17 protein-coding genes are annotated in these 18,196 nt (G+C 60.2%); 14 read left to right on the forward strand and 3 right to left on the reverse strand.

Features of this window, described 5'->3' with window-relative positions; all coding sequences use genetic code 11:
- The first annotated feature begins 248 nt into the window (after positions 1–248).
- From HF257_RS15220 to HF257_RS15240, 5 genes are all read left to right on the forward strand, one after another.
- Complete coding sequence (locus HF257_RS15220; RefSeq protein ID WP_185706870.1) at positions 249–3,194, forward strand: autotransporter outer membrane beta-barrel domain-containing protein; 2,946 nt, start codon at positions 249–251, stop codon at positions 3,192–3,194.
- Positions 3,195–3,283: 89 nt separating this feature from the next.
- Positions 3,284–4,495 carry an EAL domain-containing response regulator gene (locus tag HF257_RS15225; protein ID WP_185706872.1) on the forward strand — a complete coding sequence of 404 codons (1,212 nt, stop codon included), beginning with the start codon at positions 3,284–3,286 and terminating at the stop codon, positions 4,493–4,495.
- The gene (locus HF257_RS15230; protein WP_185706874.1) at positions 4,492–4,695 is read left to right on the forward strand and encodes an ANTAR domain-containing protein; all 204 of its coding nucleotides are present in this window, start codon (positions 4,492–4,494) and stop codon (positions 4,693–4,695) included. The genes HF257_RS15225 and HF257_RS15230 overlap by 4 nt, the downstream gene beginning before the upstream one ends.
- A gap of 73 nt (positions 4,696–4,768) precedes the next feature.
- Positions 4,769–5,122: a type 1 fimbrial protein gene (locus HF257_RS15235; RefSeq protein ID WP_185706876.1), complete on the forward strand. Its 354-nt coding sequence runs from the start codon at positions 4,769–4,771 to the stop codon at positions 5,120–5,122.
- 123 nt (positions 5,123–5,245) lie between these two features.
- Complete coding sequence (locus HF257_RS15240; protein WP_185706878.1) at positions 5,246–6,430, forward strand: sugar transporter; 1,185 nt, start codon at positions 5,246–5,248, stop codon at positions 6,428–6,430.
- A gap of 153 nt (positions 6,431–6,583) precedes the next feature.
- Here the strand turns inward: HF257_RS15240 and HF257_RS15245 are convergent, their stop codons facing one another.
- Positions 6,584–7,528 carry an aliphatic sulfonate ABC transporter substrate-binding protein gene (locus HF257_RS15245; protein WP_185706880.1) on the reverse strand — a complete coding sequence of 315 codons (945 nt, stop codon included), beginning with the start codon at positions 7,526–7,528 and terminating at the stop codon, positions 6,584–6,586.
- Between the two features lie 195 nt (positions 7,529–7,723).
- Here HF257_RS15245 and HF257_RS15250 point away from each other — a divergent pair, with 195 nt between their 5' ends.
- The 4 genes from HF257_RS15250 (at position 7,724) to HF257_RS15265 (ending at position 11,276) form a co-directional block, all read left to right on the forward strand.
- Complete coding sequence (locus HF257_RS15250; protein WP_185706882.1) at positions 7,724–8,782, forward strand: ABC transporter substrate-binding protein; 1,059 nt, start codon at positions 7,724–7,726, stop codon at positions 8,780–8,782.
- The gene (locus HF257_RS15255) at positions 8,769–9,758 is read left to right on the forward strand and encodes an ABC transporter permease (protein WP_185706884.1); all 990 of its coding nucleotides are present in this window, start codon (positions 8,769–8,771) and stop codon (positions 9,756–9,758) included. The genes HF257_RS15250 and HF257_RS15255 overlap by 14 nt, the downstream gene beginning before the upstream one ends.
- Positions 9,752–10,540 carry an ABC transporter ATP-binding protein gene (locus HF257_RS15260; protein ID WP_185706886.1) on the forward strand — a complete coding sequence of 263 codons (789 nt, stop codon included), beginning with the start codon at positions 9,752–9,754 and terminating at the stop codon, positions 10,538–10,540. Before HF257_RS15255 ends, HF257_RS15260 begins: the two co-directional genes overlap by 7 nt.
- 115 nt (positions 10,541–10,655) lie before the next feature.
- Complete coding sequence (locus HF257_RS15265; protein WP_185706888.1) at positions 10,656–11,276, forward strand: hypothetical protein; 621 nt, start codon at positions 10,656–10,658, stop codon at positions 11,274–11,276.
- Here HF257_RS15265 and HF257_RS15270 read toward each other — a convergent pair.
- Complete coding sequence (locus HF257_RS15270; protein ID WP_185706890.1) at positions 11,228–11,560, reverse strand: hypothetical protein; 333 nt, start codon at positions 11,558–11,560, stop codon at positions 11,228–11,230. The two genes, HF257_RS15265 and HF257_RS15270, sit on opposite strands and share 49 nt — an antisense overlap.
- Entirely contained in the window at positions 11,557–11,865 is a 309-nt protein-coding gene (locus tag HF257_RS15275; protein ID WP_233081344.1) for a phosphomannomutase, read from the reverse strand. Before HF257_RS15275 ends, HF257_RS15270 begins: the two co-directional genes overlap by 4 nt.
- A 214-nt stretch (positions 11,866–12,079) precedes the next feature.
- Here HF257_RS15275 and HF257_RS15280 point away from each other — a divergent pair, with 214 nt between their 5' ends.
- From HF257_RS15280 to HF257_RS33440, 5 genes are all read left to right on the forward strand, one after another.
- Complete coding sequence (locus tag HF257_RS15280; RefSeq protein WP_185706892.1) at positions 12,080–12,520, forward strand: low molecular weight protein-tyrosine-phosphatase; 441 nt, start codon at positions 12,080–12,082, stop codon at positions 12,518–12,520.
- 151 nt (positions 12,521–12,671) lie between these two features.
- Complete coding sequence (locus HF257_RS15285; protein ID WP_185712095.1) at positions 12,672–14,894, forward strand: polysaccharide biosynthesis tyrosine autokinase; 2,223 nt, start codon at positions 12,672–12,674, stop codon at positions 14,892–14,894.
- A 70-nt stretch (positions 14,895–14,964) separates the two neighbouring features.
- On the forward strand, positions 14,965–16,302 hold the full coding sequence (locus HF257_RS15290; RefSeq protein ID WP_185706896.1) for a UDP-glucose dehydrogenase family protein: 1,338 nt from the start codon (positions 14,965–14,967) through the stop codon (positions 16,300–16,302).
- An 8-nt stretch (positions 16,303–16,310) separates the two neighbouring features.
- Positions 16,311–17,612 carry a lipopolysaccharide biosynthesis protein gene (locus HF257_RS15295; RefSeq protein ID WP_185706898.1) on the forward strand — a complete coding sequence of 434 codons (1,302 nt, stop codon included), beginning with the start codon at positions 16,311–16,313 and terminating at the stop codon, positions 17,610–17,612.
- A complete protein-coding gene (locus HF257_RS33440; protein WP_332872219.1) occupies positions 17,602–18,195 on the forward strand; it encodes an acyltransferase in 594 nt (197 codons plus the stop codon). The genes HF257_RS15295 and HF257_RS33440 overlap by 11 nt, the downstream gene beginning before the upstream one ends.
- Position 18,196: the final 1 nt, after the last annotated feature.

Here is an 18,196-nt window from a genome sequence, read left to right on the forward strand (position 1 = left end):
GGGGCGGGCTTGTGTGGGAGCGGGCTTGCTCGCGAATACGGTGTGTCAGTCAGCAAATCTTTATCTGACCCACCGTATTCGCGAGCAAGCCCGCTCCCACATTTGGACCGCGTTCAAATCAAGTTGCCTGGGAAATTTCCTACAAGTCGCAAGGATGGCGCCTACGCGCCAGTTCCTCCCTCATCCCTAAATTGTCCTCCAGACAAGAGCCAAGGATCGCTCGCCCAATGATCACCCTGGAGGTAACTATGAAGAAGTCCCTATTGGCGGCTAGCATCGCGCTGTCGGTGATGGCCCTGGCTGAGAACACGGCATTCGCGGCCCACTCCGATATCCGTGACCAGGTCATCGAGACTATCGGCGACGAATCCCCTGTCGTCGCGGCCCAAAACGGTGACACCCTCACCGTGACCAATGTCGACCTCATCAGCTCCGGCCTGCATTCGGTGGGCGTCCTGGCCGATGGCGCAGGCAGCCTGGTGACCTACCAGGGTGGCACGATCAACACCAGCGGGCGCACCTCCCATGCGCTGTCGGCCCACAATGGCGCGCATATCAAGGCCGATAACCTGACGATTCACACCACCGGCACCCTGGGGCGCGGCATTCAGGCCGAGACCGGCAGCCTGGTGGAATTATCCAACTCCAGCATCCAGGTAGATGGCGGCGTAGACGGCAACACCACGGCGGGCGCGGCGGCCTCCGGTGGGGCTGGGATCATTCTGAACAACACCTCGGTACTGGCGACCGGGCAGGGCAGTGTGGGCATCATGACCATCGATGCCAGTTCGATTGAAATGAACGGCGGCAGCGTCACCACCACCAATACCGTCAGCGATGCGGTGATGGCCATGGCCGGTGGCGGGAGCATCCTGCTCAACGATGTAGCGGTCAGCACTGCCGGTGCTTACAGCCGGGGCGTGGTGGTCGGCGGTGCTGACTCGGTGGTCGGCGTGCAGGGTGGTTCGATCACCACCAGCGGTGGCAACGCCGAGGCCGTGCGGGCCGGGTCTGGCGGCAAGGTTTACCTGGCGGGTACCCAGGTGCAGACACTCGGCGCCCAGTCCATCGGCTTGCAGACAGTGTTCGGCGGCTTGATTGATGCCACGGGTGTCAACCTCACCACGGCGGGCGACCGCTCCGCCGGAGTGTCCTCGGAAGGCGTCGGCAGCCTGGTCAATTTCAGCAACGGTACGATCAGCACCGCCGGGCTGATTGCCGAAGGCGCCAAGGCGCAAGCTGGCGGTGCGGTTAACTTGTCCAATGTGGCAGTCAGCACCAGTGGCGCGTTTTCCCGAGCACTGGTGGCCGATGGCAACGGTTCGAGCGTGGTTGCCGATCACGTTGTCATTGATACCAGCGGCGGCCAGTCCTACGGGCTGCTGGCCTTCGGCGTCGGCAGCCAGGTGACGTTCACCAACGGCAAGATCACTACCCGTGGCGCTGAGGCCCATGCTGTCGCCGCGTATAACGGTGGTGACATCGTGATCGCCAATTCCGAGATCGACTCCTCAGGCCACGCCATGGTTTCGACTGCGGCCACAGGCACCCACAACCGTTTTGAAGTGAGTGGCAGTCAACTGACCAACAAGACCGGTTCGGCCATCAGCGTAAGCGGCGATGGCAGCCATGAGTTTGTGATCAACAACTCGTTGATTGACGGTCAAAGCGGCGTACTGTTCGACCTGAGCCCGATGACCCCGGGCGTGCCGAATCTCGGCAGCAGCACCCTGGTGGCCAACGGTTCGGTGCTCAAGGGCGATATCAATGCTGCCAGCGACCCGGATTTCGTCGCCGATTTCAGCTTGCAGAACGCCACTCACTGGACTGGCGCCGGCCAAGGCATCAACCAGCTTGACCTCCGTGGGGCGAGCGTGTGGCAGATGACCGGCAACTCGTCGATCCAGTCCTTGAACCTGCAAGACGGCCGCGTCAACTTTGACCACGCCGACGGCCTGTTCAAGACCCTGACCACCGACAAATTGGCAGGCACAGGCGGCTTCCAGATGAACACCAACCTGGCCACCCTTGAAGGTGACTTGCTGGTGGTGACCGCAGCCGGCGGCGCCACGGGCAATCACACGTTGTTTATCGAGGATTCGGGCCTGTCGCCAAAGAACGCCGACGATGTGTTGCGCGTGGTCGATACCAACGGTGGTGACGCCAAATTCGGGTTATACGGCGGCCATGTGGACGCCGGCGCGTTCCGCTACACCCTGGGCAAAGACGGTGACGACTGGTTCCTGAGCAACACCGGCAGCGCCAACCCAGGCCCCGGCGATCTTTCCAAGGGCGCCAACGCCGCCATTGCGGCCCACACTGCGGGCGCGGCCATGTGGACCTCGCAAATGGATGCCCTGGTCAAGCGCCTGGGCGAATTGCGCATGGGCAAGGACGAAGGCGGCGTATGGACCCGCGCCATTGGCAAGCAATTTGATGTGAGTGAAAAATCCAGCCGCGCCTACCAGCAGAACATCAGCGGGGTGGAAGTCGGTGCCGACAAGGCGATCCAGCTTAATGGCGGCAAAGTCTACGTCGGTGGCATGGTCGGTACGGCCAAGTCTGACCTGAACTTCGGTGAAGGCGCCTCCGGCGAGATCGACAGCAAGATGGTCGGCGCCTATGCCACCTACCTGGACGACAGCGGCGTCTACGTCGACAGCGTGATCAAGTACAACCGTCTCAACAATGAGATCAAAACCCCGACCAACCTGGGCAACTCGGTCAAGGCGTCCTACGACACCAATGGCCTCGGTGCCAGCGTGGAAGTCGGCAAGCACATCGCGCTGGACCAGGGCTGGTTTGTCGAGCCGCAAGTGGCGCTGAGCGTGTCCCGCACCCAAGGCGCGAGCTACACCGCGAGTAATGGCTTGAAGGTTAAGACCGATGACCTGGACTCCTTGCAAAGTCGTGTGGGCTCGTTGTTTGGCCGCGACATTCAACTGGATAACGGCATGCAGGTGCAGCCGTATGTGAAAGCCTCGCTGATCACCGAGCATGCCGGTAACAGCAAGGTCAACGTCAATGGCAGCCGCCTGGATGCCGAGCTGCAGGGCAATCGGGTCGAGCTGGGTTTTGGCGGCATCGCCAAGGTCACTCAGAACAGCAAGGTCTCGCTGGACGCCGAATACGCCAAGGGCAGTTCGATTGAACAGCCGTGGGGCGTGACCTTGGGGTATCGCTACGCCTGGTAAGCCGCGCTTTATGGCTATCCGCCTCTGACGCAAGGTCATGGGCGGGTTTCTTGAACTTTCTGCCTGTCGACTCCTACTGAGGCCTTGCCATGTCATTTCTCTCGCTTCGGGTACTGGTGCTCGAAGACCATCTGTTCCAACGCTCCGTCGCCGTCAGCCTATTGAAGCAACTGGGCTGCGGCGAGGTGCTGGAAGCGGCCAACGGTGAAGACGCGCTGGCCGCGCTGCAACGCGCGGGGTACGTGGATGTGGTGGTGTGCGACCTGCAAATGGACGGGATGGATGGCCTGGAATTTATCCAGCGCATCAGTGCCACCGGGCAGGTGGGGGCGATCATTGTCTGCAGTGGTTTGCCTTGGGATGTGCGTCGCGCCGTGCGGCAAATGGGCGCGTTGTTGGGGGTGAACATGTTGGGCGACATCAGCAAGCCGTTACAGGCGCAAACCCTGCAACCGCTGCTGGAACTTGCGTTGAGCAAACGCCCGGTGGTGCTTGAGGCGCGGCCACCGTTGGACATTGCCGATGAACCGCAGGTGCGCCAGGCCATCCTCGATCAGCAACTTGAGGCCTACTACCAGCCCAAGTTTGATTTGCACACCGGCGACGTACTCGGGGTGGAAGTGTTGGCGCGCTGGAATCATCCGTTCAGGGGCATGCTGTCGCCTGCGGTGTTTTTGCCGGCGATGGAGCAGTGCGGCCTGATGGACGAGTTGTTGTTCGCCTTGATGCGCCAAGCCTTGGGCTTGCAACGCCAGGCCAAAGGGCAGGGGTTGACGCTGGACCTGGCGTTCAACCTGCAAGCGGCGCAATTGGCGGATGCCGGGTTGACCGCCCACATCAAGGGCATGCTGGCCGCCTACCAGGCCCCGTGCAGCGGTATCACCTTTGAACTCACCGAAAGCGGCCTGCTGGAAGTACCCGCCGTGTCCCTGGAAAACCTGGTGCGTTTGCGCATGCTGGGCTGTCGGCTGTCCATCGACGATTTTGGCGCAGGGTTCTCATCGTTGCAGCGCCTGTGCCAGCTACCGTTCACCGAGATCAAGCTCGACGGCGAGTTCGTGCGTGGCCTGGCCCATGAGCCTCGTTGCCGTGCGGTCATCGGCAGTACGCTGGCCCTCGGCAAGACGCTGGACATGTCGGTGGTGGTGGAGGGCATCGAAACCGCCGAGCAGCAACAGCAGTTGCTGGAATTGGGCTGCACCCAGGGCCAGGGCTACTGGCACGCACGCCCCATGGGCGGGGCCGACCTGTTGCGCTGGCTGCAAGACAGCGCGCAACAGCGCCGCCGGAGCCAGCCATGATCAACAAACGTCTGCGCATCATGATTGTCGACCCGGCGCACCCTGAACGCCTGAGGCTGGAACGGGACTTCAATCGCCAGGGTTATTACGCCATCGCCCCGGTATCGAGCCTGGATGAGATGTCGGCCTTGCTGGAGTACGGCGACCTGCGCTTTGACCTGGTGGTGATCAACGCCGACCTCGCCGCCCAGCGCGATTAAGGAGACCAAAAGGCCTAAAGTCCGCCCCTGATGTGTCGATGACCTTCTTAACTACCCAAGAAGGAGCGTCGACATGAACATCAAGTGTTTGTCATTGGCTACCGGCTTGCTCGCGATGTGGGCGGGGAGTTGCCTGGCCAGCGGCGTGATTCAATTTCGTGGCAGTGTTGTGGCGCCGGGCTGCGAGGCCGGTGCATCGAACGGCTCAACTTTAGAGCTGAGAGGGTGCCCGCAGGCCTTTCGCGGCAATCAGTTCGATGTACAAACCATCCGCAGCGTGCAGGCGGTTGGCAATGCGCCGGTCAACGTCAAGTTGGTGAGCGACAGTGGTGAAGGACGGTATTACGACCAGCGGTACAAGCTCGTGGACTCCCGTGGAAAGCCAATTCAGTCGGGGGCCTACATCGTCACCATGACCGCGCCGTGATGAAACTGATGGCTTTTTGATCAGTTTCAGCGTCAACAGACCGCCGAGAAACCTATAGAATACTCGGCGGCGGCGCTTGTCCTGGGTGGCCGCTTGATCATCGTCCGAGTACCGCGCCCTTCAATGAGCATTTCAGCCGCAACCCCCCAAGCCAATTGGCAACCGGTCATCGCCCTCGCGCTGGCCGCCTTTGTGTTCAACACCACCGAATTCGTGCCCGTCGGGCTGCTCAGTGCCATTGGCGCCAGCTTCGACATGCCGGTGTCCAGCGTCGGGTTGATGCTGACCATCTACGCGTGGATCGTCTCCCTCACCTCGTTGCCGGTGATGCTGCTGACCCGCAACGTCGAACGGCGCAAATTGCTGATCGTGCTGTTCGGCCTGTTTATCGCCAGCCATGTGCTTTCCAGCATCGCCACCAGCTTTGGCATCCTGATGCTCAGTCGGATCGGTATCGCGCTATCCCACGCACTGTTCTGGTCGATCACGGCGTCCCTCGCGGTGCGCCTGGCGCCGGAGGGCAAGCAGGTGCAAGCCCTCGGCCTGCTGGCCACCGGTACGTCGCTGGCGATGGTATTGGGCATTCCGCTGGGCCGTTTGCTGGGAGAAGCCATGGGCTGGCGCACCACCTTCCTGGTGATCGGTGCCTTCGCTGCTGCGCTGGTGTTCTGGCTGGCCCGCACCTTGCCGCCGCTGCCGAGCCAGAACTCCGGTTCCCTGCGCAGCCTGCCGTTGCTGTTCAAGCGCCCGGCGCTGGTGGCGTTGTACGTGCTGACCGCGATGACCGTCACTGCGCAATTCACCGCCTACAGCTACATCGAACCCTTCGTCGAAGGCGTGGCCGGCATGAGCGGCAGCGCCGTGACCCTGATCCTGCTGGTGTTTGGTGGTGCGGGCATTATCGGCTCGCTGCTGTTCAGCCTGGTACACCGCTTCAACCCGCACCTGTTCGTGGTCGGCGCGGTGTTTATCCTGGCTGCGTGCCTGGCGCTGCTGCTGCCATTGAGCGGTGCCGAGTCGTACCTGGTGGTGCTGAGCATTTTCTGGGGCATGGCGATCATGGGCTTTGGCCTGGCGATGCAGTCCAAGGTGCTGGTGCTGGCACCGGATGCCACCGACGTGGCCATGGCGATGTTTTCCGGTATCTACAACATCGGTATCGGCGGCGGCGCACTGATGGGCAGTTGGGTCGGCAGCCACTTTGGCTTCGCCTGGATCGGCGCGGCGGGCGGGTTGATGGCGGCGCTGGCGTTGATTTTGTATTGCCTGGCGATCCAGCGATTTGGGCAGGGGGTTGCCCGTAACTGATAGCCGACCAAGGTGATGTGTCGGGCTCGGTTTAAATGTGGGAGCGGGCTTGCTCGCGAAGGCGGTGGATCAGCCAATAAATGTGCTGACTGACACACCGCTTTCGCGAGCAAGCCCGCTCCCACATTTGGATCTTCAACTATCAGCTAGATCTCAAGGCTTCCAGGTTTGTACGTCCTGTGCGTCGACTGACTTGGGCAGCAGCCCGGCCTTGAAGAACGCATCGGCAATCTTCTGCTGTTCACCCAACTGATCCAACGTCACCGGCTGCACCAGATAGCTGCGGTGTGCATTCGCCGCTTCCACCGTGGCTACGTCCAGGTTGCCCCACAGCGGGCCGAGCACTTTCGCCGCGTCCTGCGGGTGGGTTTTCACCCACTTGCCCGCTTTCTCCAACTGCTCATACACCACCTTCAATACTTCTGGGTGCGCCTTGGCGTACGGCGTGCCGGTCAGGTAGTAACGCTTGTAGCTGGCCAGGCCAGTACCGTCGGCCAGGGTGCGTGTGGGCAGTTGACGCTGCACGCTGGTAAGGAAGGGTTCCCAAGTGACCCAGGCGTCTACTTTGTTGTTCTCGAAGGCGGCGCGGCCATCGGCGGGGGTCAGGTACGCCGGTTCGATATCGGAGAACTCAAGGCCTGCCTTGGCCAGCGCCGCGATCAACAGATAGTGGGTGCCTGCCGCCTTGGTCACGGCGATTTTCTTGCCTTTCAAGTCGCTCAGTTGCTGGATCGGCGAATCCTTGCGCACCACGATGGCCTGGGCCGACGGTGAGGGCGCTTCCTGGGCAAAGTAAGTGAGTTTGGCCTGGGCCGCCTGGGCGAAGATCGGCACGGTGTCGGCGACATCGGCGCTGATGTCCACGTTGCCCACGTTCAGCGCCTCCAGCAGCGGTAGGCCGCTGGGGAATTCGTGCCAGCTCACGTCGATATTGTCGGCCTTGAGGGCTTTTTCCAGGGTGCCTTGGGTTTTCAGCAACGTGATCAGGGTGGAGGACTTCTGGTAACCGATGCGTACGGTTTCTTGAGCCTCTGCACTCACGGCGACAGAAAAGGCCAGCAACCCGAGTACCGCGGCGAGGGGACGACGTATGGACATGGCGAGCTCGATCTTCAACGAAATAACGCCGAGCATAAAGTTCTAAAAACTATTCGTTAAATACTCTTTCGATCTTAGCTTAGGGCGCTTTTCCCGCGTTTCGACGAATCGGGCATAACCATAGAGTTATATGTTTCTTTCATAATCATTTGTCATTTATATAATCGATTTGATTTTATAAGAGGATAGTTGTGCATGGATGATTTCAACCGTATCACCCGCCGCCGCCTGCTGGGCATTTCCGGGATCACGCTGGCCAGCCTGTCGCTGCCTCGCCTGGGGTTTGCCGCCGATGAACACGCTGGCCACAACACCACCCCGGAACCGTCGGGGACGGGTGACTTCATCCGCCTCGACGCGCCACGCAAGCTGAAACTGGCCGTGAACCTCAACGCGGTCTGCCTGGCCCCAGTGGTCATCGCCCATGGCCAGGGTTTCTTTACCAAGCACAACCTTGATGTGGAACTGGTCAACTTCGGCAACTCCACCGAAGTGCTGCTGGAAGCCATCGCCACCGGCAAGGCAGACGCGGGCGTGGGCATGGCACTGCGTTGGCTCAAGGCGCTGGAGCAGGGCTTTGATGTGAAACTCACCGCCGGTACCCATGGCGGATGCCTGCGTTTACTCAGTGCGGTGAATGGTTCGGTCACCAGGCTGGAAGACCTCAAAGGCAAGGCCATCGGCGTGACCGACATGGCCAGCCCCGACCGCAACTTCTTCTCGATCCTGCTGAAAAAACACGGCGTGGACCCGGTACGTGATGTGGAGTGGCGCCTGTACCCGGCCGACCTGCTCGGCACGGCGCTGGAGCGCGGCGAAGTGCAGGCCGTGAGCGGCAGTGACCCATTCATGTACCGCCTGATCAAGTCCGGCGTGGCGCGGGAGCTGTCTACCAACTTGGTGGAGGAATACGCCAACCTCAGTTGCTGCGTGGTCGGTGTTACTGGCAAGTTGGTGCGCGAAGACAAACGTGTGGTCGCAGCGCTGACCCAGGCGATCCTGGAGGCCCATGACTATTCCGTGCAACACCCGGAAGAAGTCGCCAAAGGCTTCCAGGCGCATGCGTTGAACACCTCGGTCGAGGAAGTGCAGGCGATCCTTCACGACCACACCCACGGCCACCATGCGGTGGGTGCAGCGCTGACGAAGGAAATCACCACCTACGTCACCGACCTGAAAACCGTTGAAGTGATCAGCAAGGGCACCGATCCGGTGGAGTTTGCCAAGGAGATCACCGCCGATGTCTTCAGTTGACGCCACCACCCTTAATCCGCCGCTGACGCTCAGGCTTTGGGGGCAGGGCGTTGCAGTGGTGGCGGCCTGGCTGGCCGTCGCGCTGTTGATCAGCTATTGGCCCAACGCGATACGCAATTGGCCGATGACGCAGGGGTTGGCCAATATCTGCGTGGGCGTGGCGGCGTTGTTTGTGGTGCTGAGCGTGGTGGGGCGCAGGCTTTCCAGGCTGGGCACGCGCCTGCGCACGGCCGGGCCCTGGCTGATTGCCTTGCCGGTGTTGCTGGGCATTTGGGAGTTGTTTACGGCCAAGCTGGCGTTGTTGCCGGTACCTTTTTTTGCGCCGCCCCAGGCGCTGCTGGCGGTGTATGTCGAGGACTACGCACGCCTGGCCGACAGCCTGTTGCATTCAGCATTGCTGCTGGGCTCGGGCGTTGCACTGGGGGCGATCACCGGGTTTATCGCCGGTGTGGCCATCGGCTGGTCCACGCGCATCGGCTACTGGTTGCACCCGGTGCTGCGTATCCTGGGGCCGGTGCCGTCGACGGCGTTGTTGCCGTTGTGCTTTTTCCTGTTCCCCAGCAGTTGGAGCGCCAGTGTGTTCCTGATTGCCTTGGCGACCTGGTTCCCGGTGACGGTGCTGACCTGGTCCGGCGTGGCCAGCGTGGACAAAGCCTATTACGACGTGGCCCGCACCCTCGGTGCCAAGCAAGGTTTCCTGATCTTCAAGGTGGCGATTCCTGCGGCCTTGCCCCATGTGTTCGTCGGCCTGTTCATGGGCCTCGGCGCCTCGTTCTCGACCTTGGTGGTGGCGGAAATGATGGGGGTCAAATCCGGCATCGGCTGGTACTTGCAATGGGCCCAGGGTTGGGCCGCCTACGCGAATATGTATGCCGCACTGCTGATCATGGCGTTGGCCTGCTCGGGGTTGATCACCGGCCTTTTCCTGGTGCGTGACCGCCTGCTGGCCTGGCAAAAAGGAGCAATGAAATGGTAGCCCTGGCACACGCAGTACCGGCGTCGACGGGGTTGGCGCTGCGCATCGAAAACCTCAGCCATGGCTTTGCCTTGGACGGCCAACACCTGCCAGTGTTGGAGAGGGTATCGCTGGAGGTGGCACCGGGGGAATTCGTCGCGTTGCTGGGCCCTTCGGGGTGCGGCAAATCCACGTTGCTGCGCCTGGTTGCCGGGTTGGAACCGGCGGATTCCGGTCGTCTGCTGGCCGATGGTGCAGCCATCACCGGACCAGACCCGAGCCGCGTGGTGGTGTTCCAGGACCCGACGCTGTACCCCTGGCGCCGCGTGTGGGACAACGTCGCTGTGGGCCTGGAAGCCCAGGGGTTGCTCAAGACCCATTCGGCCAAGGTCGATGAGGCCCTCGACAAAGTCGGCCTGAGCCAATTCGCCCGTGCCTACCCTCGGCAACTGTCCGGCGGCATGGCCCAGCGGGTGGCGCTGGCGCGGGCACTGGTCAACCAACCGCGCCTGCTGATCCTGGACGAGCCTTTGGGCAAGCTCGACTCCCTGACGCGCATCACCATGCAAAAGGAGTTGATCGACCTGTGGCAGCGCCAAGGCTATACGGCATTGTTGGTGACCCACGATGTGGAAGAGGCGTTGCTGCTGGCCAACCGCGTGATTGTGTTCAGCGATCGTCCCGCCAAGATCCAGGCACAGCTGACCATTGACCGGCCGTATCCTCGGCACCGTGATGACCCTTACCTGGTGGATTTGCGCCGCCAGATACTGGGATTGTTGGGCCTGGGCGCGAACTGGTAGCCCGCTCGCTACAACAATCCGGTTCACCATGAAAGGCTGACCCTATATAACGTTGTAATTTCCCCGACGCTGAGGTCTGATGAGCGCCGAAATGGGCTTGTCAGGTTGGGGCACGATGCGGGCAGAACTAGCGCAATATGGCGGCATTACCGTCATGATCCCGGCTGCGGCTATCATTGCCGTGTGGTTGTGGTACTCCAATCCCCGGGCGCTTCGGGCCTGGGTTCTCACGGTCTTTGCCACTTACTCGCTGGTAGCCCTCAGCAAGTTGCTGTTCAAGGGCTGGGGCTTGTCGTTCGAGCACTTGGACATTGCCGTATTGAGTGGGCATGCCATGAACACCAGCCTGATGGTCACGGTGGGGGCGAGTCTGGTCGCGCGTCAGTTCAACCCGACGCTACGCTGGCCGGCGGCGCTGGTGGGGTTGGTCGCCAGTCTCGGGTTCAGTGCCTACTGCGTTGCGCCGTATATCCATCCTCTGAATGAAGCCCTGGCCGGTGCCGTATTGGGCGCCACGGCGGCCTTCGCGTTCCTCTGGCGCATCGAGGCCGCCGAGGTCAAGGTGTCGCCCTCGTTCATCGGCGGCGGCCTGGTGGTGCTGCTGTTATGTGCGCTGGTGCCCAAGTACAACGCCGAGTTGTTGCTCAACCGGGTTGCCATCAGCCTGTCCGGTGCCGATCAGGCCCATCAAGAGCCTTCCTGGCGACTGGACGTCACGCACAGCAAGGCCGAGTAGGTCACCAGGTCCAGCGCGCGGTTGCTTTCTACCATCAACTCCAGCAACACCGTCTGCGCATTGAAGCGACGCTCATCGCCACGGCTGCGCGACTCCCTCATGTGTTTGAACAGCGTGTGGGTGACTTGCTGCGGGGAACTGCCGTGCAGTTGGTCCAGCCAGCGGCCAATCGCCTGGGTATTACGACGGTACTGCGCGCCCACTGCAGGCTCGGCAAAACCTTCGAACAGCCGGGTCAATTTCCTCAGCGCATAGCTGCGCCGCACATCTTCCAGCAGGCTCATAAACGCTCCTCGGTGCCGGAAATGTTTGCCAGCAACTCGGCAGTCTTGACCTGCATGAACTGGCTATCGCCTCGACTCTCCACACACAGGCACACCGACAGCGCATCGCTTACCTGCAACTTGAAGCGCCAGTCGGCAAACACCATCGACAGCCCCGAGCACGACTCGTTGCTGTCCAGGGAGTTGTCGGCATACAACACCTGCATGCGTTCGACGACGCGGGTCGAGTTATTCACCTCTACATGAATATTTCCCGAAGAAGGAAATAGGCCAATACGTTCTACCAATAACTTTGAAGTGTTCATGGCCGTGCCCTTGCGGTTGCAGTCAGGCGGCACTTTATTATGTAGGGGTGGAAAAGTACTGGAATGTTATTTTTAGTCGGTTATTGCACGCAGTGTTATTTATTGTCCGACTCAAAAGGTAGTTGCAAGTTACCCGCCGTGTTCATAATCGCCTGGCTCCAGTCGTGGAGCTTTCCGGTGTGCGCTAATGATTTCCGGTGAGTAAGGGGTGGTGGTGTTTCGTAATGTTCTAGTTGTGTGTGTCGGTAATATCTGCCGCAGTCCTACAGCGGAAAAGTTGCTGGATACTGCATTGCAGTACACCGATATCAAGGTCAGCTCTGCGGGGTTGGCTGCACTGGCGGACCACCCGTTGGACCCTACGGCTGGGCTGATCCTGGAGGAGCACGGGTACACCCCCCACGTGCACAGGGCCCGCCAGCTCAGCCGTGAGGCAGTGAATTCGGCGGATCTGGTGCTGGTGATGGAGCAGCGGCATATCGAGGCTGTGCTTAACCTGGCGCCCGAAGCTCGGGGCAAGGTTTTCCTGTTGGGGAAGTGGCAGGACGAGCGCGAAATCAGCGACCCCTATCGCCAGGGCAAACCGGCGTTTCTACAGGCTTATGTATTAATCGAGCAGGCCGTAGAAACATGGGTCCGGCGTTTAACTAACTGAGATCAGGGAGTGTGGCTGAATGTTATCTATGGTTTGCCGTGTCAGGCGTTAGTGAAGGTTGATGCAGTGAGTGAAGCCGTTACATGTGCATGGAGCCGGGCGTCTCGCACCCTGTGCCATTTCTAGACTCTTCGTTAAAAAGAACTGACCTATGCAATCCGTACCCGCTGTAACGTCACAGAGTTCTGATGACGCCGATTTAGATTTGATGATGTTGTTAGGCACGTTGCTGGACCATAAATGGTTGATCGGCGGGATCAGTATCGTCTGCATGGCCTTGGGCGTGGCGTATGTCGTTCTGACAGCGCCGGTGTACCAGGCGACTGCGTTGATCCAGGTCGAGCCGAAAAAAAACGACATGCTAGGTTTTTCGGACGTCGGCAGCCTGCTCGGGAAAGAGTCGCCAACGGTGACGGAAATTGAACTCATCCGTTCCAGGACCACCATTGGTACGGCGGTCGATAACCTGAACCTGGACCTTGAGGTCAGCCCAAAGCGCTTCCCGTTGATGGGTGACTTTATCGCCCGCCGGTTCAAGCCTGCCGAGCCTCACGCGGTGGCGGCCCCATGGCTGGGCATGGACAGTTATGGGTGGGGTGGCGAGGCGCTGAAGTTCACTCACCTGCGCCTGCCCCCCGAGCTGATGGGCCAGGCGCTGACGTTGGTTGCAGGCACCGGCAACCACTTCACCCTGTTGGACCAGGACGCCAATCTCTTGCTCGAAGGGCAGGTGGGTCGGTATTACGAGAGCGGTGGCATCAAGCTCCAGATCGAAGCGCTCCAGGCCAACCCGGGCACACAATTCAGCGTGGTCCGTTCGTCACGCCTGAGCAGTATTTTGCGTTATCAAAAGCTGCTTGATGTGGCTGAGCGTGGCAAGGAGTCGGGGATTATCGGGTTGGCGCTGGAAAGCACGCGACCTGCCGACGCCATTCAGGTGCTCAATGAGGTGGCACGGATCTACGTGCGCCAAAACATTGATCGCACTTCGGCGGAGGCCGCGCAAAGCCTGGCGTTCCTGAAGGATCAACTGCCTCAAGTGCGCAAGGATGTCGAGGCGGCGGAAGCGGCGCTGAACAAGTTTCAGATCCGCAATAAAACCATCGACATCAGCCTGGAAGCCAAGGCGATCCTCGACCAGATCGTGGCGCTGGATGCGAGCATCTCCGAGCTGAAAATGCAGCAGGCGGAAATTGAGCGCAAATTCACGCCGCAGCACCCGGTGTACGGTGCGCTGCTCACGCAATTGGCCGAGCTGACCCAGCGGCAGGACGACTTGGCCAAGAAGGTCGAGAGCCTGCCGACCACCCAGCAAGAACTGCTGAGCCTGACCCGCGACCTTAAAGTCAGTACCGAGATCTACACCCAGTTGCTGAACAAGTACCAGGAGCTGGATGTGATGCGTGCCGGTACCGTGGGCAACGTGCGCTTGATCGACACTGCCGACGTAGACCTGCGCAACCCGGTCAAGCCGCAAAAGGCGCTGATCGTTGTGATAGCCACGCTGTTGGGCGGTTTTTTTGCGGTCGCACTGGTGCTGTTTCGCAAGGCGCTCAACCGAGGCGTAAGCAACCCGCACGACTTGGAAAAGCTCGGTTTGCCCGTCTATGCGGCGATTCCATTCAGTACCCTGCAAAAGGCCTGGGACCTGCAATTCGAGCGCAACCGCAAGTCTGACGCAACCCAGTTGCTGGCCGTGAGCAACCCGACCGACCTGGCCGTTGAAGCGCTGCGCAGCCTGCGCACCAGCCTGCATTTCGCGATGCTGGAGGCGGGGAATAACCGCCTGATGATCTCAGGGCCGAGCCCTCAGGTCGGCAAGACGTTCGTCTCGGCGAACCTGGCGGCAGTGGTGGCCAATGCCGGTCAACGCGTGTTGCTGGTCGACGTGGATATGCGCAAAGGTTACCTGCACAAAGTGTTCGGCGTGTCCTCAGACAATGGCCTCTCAGACCTGTTGAGCAAGCGCTGTGAATTGACGGCCGCGATCAAACACACGGGCGTGGATAACCTTCATGTCATCACGCGTGGCCAGATACCGCCCAACCCCTCCGAATTGTTGATGCACGCCAACTTCACGGCGTTTCTTGAAGAGGCCAGCGCGCTGTACGACCTGGTGATCCTCGATACGCCGCCGTTCCTTGCTGTGACGGACGCCACCATTGTCGGTCGCCAATCCGGCACCAACCTGATCGTGACTCGCTTCGAGCTCAACTCTGTTCGTGAGGTCGAGTTGACGATCCGTCGCTACCAGCAGAACGGCATCGAACTCAAAGGCGCGATTTTCAACGGCGTAGAAAAGCGCGCCTCGGCCAAATACGGCTACGGCGCCTACAGCTACTACCACTACGAATACAAGTCAGACCGCGTTTGATCGAGCGCTGCCGGCAATCGACGACACCGCAGCATCTTTACTACTGGCCGCAAGATCGAAGGGAAGCGTTATGAAAGTGACAGTTTTTGGCATTGGTTATGTCGGCCTGGTCCAAGGCGCGGTATTGGCTGAAGTGGGCCACGACGTGCTCTGCGTCGATATCGATGCCCACAAGGTGGAGCGTCTCAACGAAGGCTTCATCCCGATTTACGAGCCAGGGCTTGAGGCGCTGGTCAGGGAAAACCACGCCGCCGGCCGGCTGGCCTTCACCACCGACGCGGTGGCCGGGGTCAAGCACGGTGAAGTGCAGTTCATCGCGGTGGGTACGCCGCCGGACGAAGACGGCTCTGCCGACCTCAAGTACGTGTTGACCGTGGCACAAACGATTGGCCAGCACATGCAGGGCCCCTTGACCATCATCGACAAGTCCACCGTGCCCGTCGGCACGGCGGACAAGGTCAGTGCGTGTGTCGCGGCAATCCTGCTGGAGCGTGGCCGTGACGACTTGCCCTTCGATGTCGTGTCCAACCCGGAGTTTCTCAAGGAAGGCTGTGCGGTGAATGACTGCATACGCCCCGACCGTATTGTGATCGGCACCTCCAGTCCGTATGCCGAGCAAGTGATGCGTGAACTGTATGCACCGTTCAATCGCAACCACGAAAAAATCATCGTGATGGATGTGCGCAGCGCGGAGTTGACCAAATACGCCGCCAATTGCCTGCTCGCCACCAAGATCAGCTTCATGAACGAGATGGCCAACGTGGCCGAGAAGCTCGGTGCTGACATCGAGATGGTCCGCCAGGGCATCGGCTCCGATCCGCGCATCGGTTATCAGTTCTTGTACGCGGGCGTCGGTTACGGCGGCTCGTGTTTTCCAAAGGATGTCCAGGCGCTGATCCAGACCGCCGACAGCATCGACTTCGATGCCGTACTGCTCAAGGCCGTAGAGCGGCGCAACCTGGAACAGAAAACTACGCTGTTCAGCAAGATTGCGCGGCGCTTCGACAATGACTTGGCGGGCAAGACCTTTGCACTCTGGGGGCTGAGCTTCAAACCCAACACGGACGATATGCGCGAAGCACCCAGTCGCGTGTTGATGGAAGCACTCTGGCGTGCCGGTGCGAAGGTGCAGGCGTACGACCCGGAAGCGATGGAGGAAACCCAACGCCTATACGGTGAGCGTGATGACCTGGCCCTGTGCGGCACCAAGGAGGCCTGCCTCAAGGGCGCGGATGCCTTGTTGATTGTCACGGAGTGGCAGGTGTTCAAGGCGCCGGACTTCAATGTCATCAAGCAGCAGCTGCGCCAGCCGGTGATCTTTGACGGACGCAACTTGTTCGATCCCGTCAGCGTGCAGAAGAAGGGCATTGAATACATTTCCATTGGTCGACCTCTCCTCACTGTATAGGTCTTCCCATGAGCGTTTTTAAGCGAGTCGTCAACGGCATAGGGGCCAATTCGTTCGGTCAGGTGGTGAACCTGCTGATTCAATTGGTGAGCGTGCCGGTATTGATCGCCAGTTGGGGGTTTGGGGCCTACAGCGAGTGGGTAGTGCTGTCGGCGATTCCAACGTATCTGGCGTTATCAGACCTTGGCGTGACGACGGCCGCCTCCAGCAAGGTGGTGATCTGGCATGAACGCAAAAGGCTGCAGATCGCCACGGCGGTCTACAGCACCAGTTTTGCTTTCCTGGCGTTGGCGAGTGTGTGTGTCTTGCTGCTGGCCTTCGGGGCGCTGGCGTTTTTCGACCTGTTCAGCCTGCTTAACCTGAAGTCCATCCGCAGTGGCGATGGCGTGCTGGTGCTCTCGGCACTGACGGCGTATTCGCTGCTGTGTCTGTTCACCAACATGATTTCGATACGGTATCGGGCGTTCAAGTCGTTGCCGCTGTCGTTCTTCATCATGAACGTGATTCGCATGCTGGAGTGGTCGGCGGCATTGCTGTGCGCCTACTTCAGCCACAGCCTGGTGGCGACTGCGGTGACGTTGTTGACGGTGCGTGCTATCGGGCTTGTCGGTAAGAATCTGCTGGCCAATCGGTTGGGGATTAACCTGCGTTTCAACCCCTCGGCGATTGGCAAAAGGGCGTTCGTCACCTTGATCAAACCCTCGATTGCTTCGCTCGCGTTTCCGATTGGACTGGCCCTGAACGTTCAGGGGTTGATCATTTTGTTATCGGTACTGCTGTCGCCGGCACATGCCGCGATTTTCAGTCTTTACCGGACCATCTCCAGGGTGCTGGTGCAGTTTTCGACCGTGGTGAATCAGTCGATCTGGCCGGAAATCTCCTATGCGTTTTCCATCGGTGACAACCACCTGGTGCGCAAAATGATTCGTTATGCGCTGAAGTTTTCACTGCCCATCGCCAGCGTGATGGGGGTGTTCGTCGTGGTCTTCGGTGGGGTGATTTTTGATGTGTGGTCAGGCAGGAAGGATGATTACTCCTCCAGCATCATGTTGGTGTTGATCATCGCGGCGCTGACCCATGTTGCATGGCAAGTGTACTGGGTGGCCTTGATGGCCACGGCTTCCTACGGGTCGTTCGCACGGGTGTTCATGCTGGTGTCGATGGCCAGCGCATTGGCGGTGGTGTGCCTGGCGCAAACCTTCGGCTTGCTCGGCGTGTGTTATGTGCTGGTGGCCACCGAGGTGGTGTTGTTTTGCTTTGCCAAACGCGGCTTTCATCGCCTGGACAGGAGGATGGCCCGTGTTGATTAACTACCTGTTCCGGCATCGATTGAGGCTGGACCTGCTGAAAGTCGACGGGCTCAAGTACCTGGCCAAACGTTTCCTGCTGCTCGGCCGCCTGCTCAAGACCCATCGCCGCTTGCGCAAGCTGCGGCGCCGCGGCGCGACGATCAGCCCATTGGTGGTGATCGCAGACGTTGAGTTCGAGGGCGCAGTGAGCCGGTTCTCCATCGGCCACGGCAGCTTTATCGGCAAGCGCACGTCTATCCAGTTGCACGCCCACGTCAGCGTGGGTGCACACGTGGCCATCAACGAAGGCGTGAGGATTCTGACGGGTAGCCATGGTGTGGATGACCCGGCATGGCGGCTGAAGGTCGCACCGGTATCCATTGGCGATTACGCCTGGATCGCCACCGACTCGATCATCTTGCCGGGAGTGACCATTGGTGAAGGCGCCGTAGTTGGCGCGGGCAGTGTAGTAACCCGTGATGTGGAACGGTTCACGGTGGTGGCGGGTAACCCGGCGGTGGTGATAAGGCGACGTAACGCCGCGCAGTTCACCTATAGCCCGGTGCGATTGAGCGCCGTCGTCGAAGCATGGATGGGTAAATAAG

It is taken from the genome of Pseudomonas cremoris, from assembly GCF_014230465.1.

Excerpts from the sequence above, each read along its gene's own strand:
- HF257_RS15290 (WP_185706896.1), top strand. The coding sequence starts at position 14,965 with ATGAAAGTGACAGTTTTTGGCATTGGTTATGTCGGCCTGGTCCAAGGC.
- HF257_RS15245 (WP_185706880.1), bottom strand. The coding sequence starts at position 7,528 with ATGTCCATACGTCGTCCCCTCGCCGCGGTACTCGGGTTGCTGGCCTTT.
- HF257_RS15240 (WP_185706878.1), top strand. The coding sequence starts at position 5,246 with ATGAGCATTTCAGCCGCAACCCCCCAAGCCAATTGGCAACCGGTCATC.
- HF257_RS15230 (WP_185706874.1), top strand. The coding sequence starts at position 4,492 with ATGATCAACAAACGTCTGCGCATCATGATTGTCGACCCGGCGCACCCT.
- HF257_RS15295 (WP_185706898.1), top strand. The coding sequence starts at position 16,311 with ATGAGCGTTTTTAAGCGAGTCGTCAACGGCATAGGGGCCAATTCGTTC.
- HF257_RS15285 (WP_185712095.1), top strand. The coding sequence starts at position 12,672 with ATGCAATCCGTACCCGCTGTAACGTCACAGAGTTCTGATGACGCCGAT.
- HF257_RS15220 (WP_185706870.1), top strand. The coding sequence starts at position 249 with ATGAAGAAGTCCCTATTGGCGGCTAGCATCGCGCTGTCGGTGATGGCC.
- HF257_RS15255 (WP_185706884.1), top strand. The coding sequence starts at position 8,769 with ATGTCTTCAGTTGACGCCACCACCCTTAATCCGCCGCTGACGCTCAGG.
- HF257_RS15270 (WP_185706890.1), bottom strand. The coding sequence starts at position 11,560 with ATGAGCCTGCTGGAAGATGTGCGGCGCAGCTATGCGCTGAGGAAATTG.
- HF257_RS15260 (WP_185706886.1), top strand. The coding sequence starts at position 9,752 with ATGGTAGCCCTGGCACACGCAGTACCGGCGTCGACGGGGTTGGCGCTG.
- HF257_RS15235 (WP_185706876.1), top strand. The coding sequence starts at position 4,769 with ATGAACATCAAGTGTTTGTCATTGGCTACCGGCTTGCTCGCGATGTGG.
- HF257_RS15275 (WP_233081344.1), bottom strand. The coding sequence starts at position 11,865 with ATGAACACTTCAAAGTTATTGGTAGAACGTATTGGCCTATTTCCTTCT.
- HF257_RS15225 (WP_185706872.1), top strand. The coding sequence starts at position 3,284 with ATGTCATTTCTCTCGCTTCGGGTACTGGTGCTCGAAGACCATCTGTTC.
- HF257_RS15265 (WP_185706888.1), top strand. The coding sequence starts at position 10,656 with ATGCGGGCAGAACTAGCGCAATATGGCGGCATTACCGTCATGATCCCG.
- HF257_RS15250 (WP_185706882.1), top strand. The coding sequence starts at position 7,724 with ATGGATGATTTCAACCGTATCACCCGCCGCCGCCTGCTGGGCATTTCC.